The organism is Desertihabitans aurantiacus, assembly GCF_003344635.1.
Lineage (GTDB): Bacteria > Actinomycetota > Actinomycetes > Propionibacteriales > Propionibacteriaceae > Desertihabitans > Desertihabitans aurantiacus.
This window is the reverse complement of record NZ_QPKK01000389.1, coordinates 1-2527: the sequence shown is the minus strand read 5'-3', so window position 1 is coordinate 2527 and position 2527 is coordinate 1. Positions and strand designations below refer to the sequence as shown.

At 75.7% G+C, this 2527-nt stretch carries 2 protein-coding genes; both read left to right on the top strand.

Features of this window, described 5'->3' with window-relative positions; translation table 11 throughout:
• A partial coding sequence (locus DVA66_RS19335) for a hypothetical protein (protein ID WP_157974155.1) occupies positions 1 to 226 on the top strand: 226 nt, incomplete at its 5' end.
• The coding region (locus DVA66_RS19330) for a UvrD-helicase domain-containing protein (RefSeq protein WP_198671963.1) at positions 223 to 2527 on the top strand (2305 nt) is incomplete at its 3' end. The genes DVA66_RS19335 and DVA66_RS19330, both read left to right, overlap by 4 nt.

Here is a 2527-nt window from a genome sequence, read left to right as displayed (position 1 = left end):
CGGGCTGGACGACGACGGCGCGCTCGGCTCGCGCCAGTGGGAGGGCACGCTGCGGCTCGGTTTCGCCGACGAGGCCTGGACGCGCACCGTCGGCAGCACCCGCGCCGAGCTGCTGGCGGTGGACGCCGAGCCGGCCGAGCGGGAGGCGACCGGCGTCCGGCACCGCTTCGGCGCGCTGGCGCTGGCGGTGTGGGAGCCGCTGCTGGCGCACCGGGAGGCCCGGTGACGACCCCGCTGCCCGAGCTGCCCGCCTTCGACGTGTGCGGGCCGCTGCCCGAGCGCACCTGCGTGCTGGAGGCCAGCGCCGGCACCGGGAAGACCTACACCATCGCCGCGCTCGCCGCCCGCTACGTCGCCGAGGGCCGGTTCCGGCTCGGCCAGCTGATGATGGTGACCTTCAGCCGGGCCGCCAGCCAGGAGCTGCGGATGCGCACCCGCGAGCGGCTGGAGAGCACCCGAGCCGCGCTCGCGGCCGCGCTGCAGGGGGAGCTGCCGGAGGGCACCGACGAGGTCGACCGGCTGCTGGCCACCGGCCCGGTGGAGGAGCTGCGGGCCCGTCACGAGGCCGTCGCCGACGCGCTGTCGGACTTCGACTCCGCCACGATCGCCACCACCCACGAGTTCTGCCAGCGGATGCTGGACAGCCTCGGCGTGCTGGCCACCCACGACCCGGACGCGGTGCTGGTGGAGAACCTCGACGAGCTGGTCCGCGAGGTCTGCGCCGATGAGTACCTGCGACGTTTCGGACGCCTCGAGGGTGACGGCGCACGCCCGCCGTTCTCCTTCGCCGACGCGCTCGAGGTCGCCACCGCGGTGGTGCAGGCGCCCGGCCTGACGATCGTGCCGGCCGACGACCCGTCCCCGCTGGTGCGGGAGCGGGTCGAGCTGGCCCGGGCGGTCCGCGCGGAGGTGGAGCGACGCAAGCGCCGGCGGCGGGTGTACACCTTCGACGACATGCTCACCGGGCTGGCCGACACCCTCGACCACCCCGACCACGGCGAGGCCGCCTGCACCCGGTTGCGCGAGCGCTACCCGGTGGTGCTGATCGACGAGTTCCAGGACACCGACCCGGTGCAGTGGCGGCTGGTGCGCCGGGCCTTCCACGGCCACAGCACGCTGATCCTCATCGGTGACCCGAAGCAGGCGGTGTACGGCTTCCGCGGCGCCGACGTGCACTCCTACCTGCAGGCCGTCACCGAGGCCCACACCAGCTCCACGCTGGCCCGCAACTGGCGCTCCGACCCCGACATGGTGCGCGCCGTGCTCGCGCTCTTCGAGGGCGGCGCGCTGGGCGACGACCGCATCCTCGTCCGATCGGTCGAGCCGGGCCTGACCGGGTCGCGCATCCGCAGCGTCAGCGGACGCCACCCCACCGTGCCGCTGCGGCTGCGGGTGCTGGAAGGCGACCCGCAGCGGGTCGGCCCGGTCCGCGAACGGATCCGTGACGACCTGGTCGCCGAGCTGCGCACCCTGCTGGCCGGCGACGCCGAGCTGCGGGTCGACGGTGGGGACTGGCGGCCGGTGCGGGCCAGTGACGTGGCCATCCTGGTGCGGGCGAACGAGCGGGCCGAGCAGCTGCGGGAGGCGCTGGCCGCGGCCGGGGTGCCGGCGGTGGTCAACGGCAGCCAGTCGGTGCACCGCTCCCCCGCCGCGCACGACTGGGCGGTGCTGCTGCAGACGCTGCTCGAGCCGCACCAGCGCTCGGTCCGGGAGGCCGCGCTGACCTCGCTGGTCGGCTGGAGCCTGGACGAGCTGGCCGCCGCCGACGACCAGCAGCTCAACGACCTGCGACGCCGACTGCGGGTGTGGGCCGGTCTGCTGGAGCACCAGGGGGTGGCGGCACTGGTGGAGGCCATCTCCAGCGAGCAGCGGCTGGCCGAGCGGCTGCTCTCCCGTCCCGGCGGGGAGCGGCTGCTGACCGACCTGCGGCACGTGGCGGAGGGGCTGCACCAGACCAAGGTCCGCGACCACCTGGGCACCGCCGCCCTGCTGGAGTGGCTGCGCACCCGGATCCGGCAGGCAGCCGCCGACGGCGACGAGCGCTCGCGACGGCTGGAGACCGACGGCGCCTGCGTGCAGATCCTCACCTACCACCACAGCAAGGGCCTGCAGTTCCCCATCGTCTACCTGCCCTCGGGCTGGGACCGGCACCTGCGCGACGACGACGGCCGGGTGCTGCGCCTGCACGCGCCCGACGGCGAGCGGGTGGTCGACGTCGGCGGTGAGCAGGCCGAGGGCCGCCGCGAGCGGTTCCTGCGCGCCCGGGAGGAGGACTCCGGGGACGACCTGCGGCTGCTCTACGTCGCGATGACCCGGGCGCAGTGCCAGGTGGTGGCCTGGTGGGGCTCGGCCAGCCACAACACGCCCTCCAGCGCGCTGCACCGGCTGCTGCAGCGCGACCCCGCCGCGCTCCACCCGGCCAGCAGCTACCCCGCCGACGCCTCCCCGCTGCAGCTGACCGGCCACCCCCGCCACCTGGTGCGCGCCGAGCCGGTGGCCCCGCGGGGCGGCGGCGTCGCGGCCGACC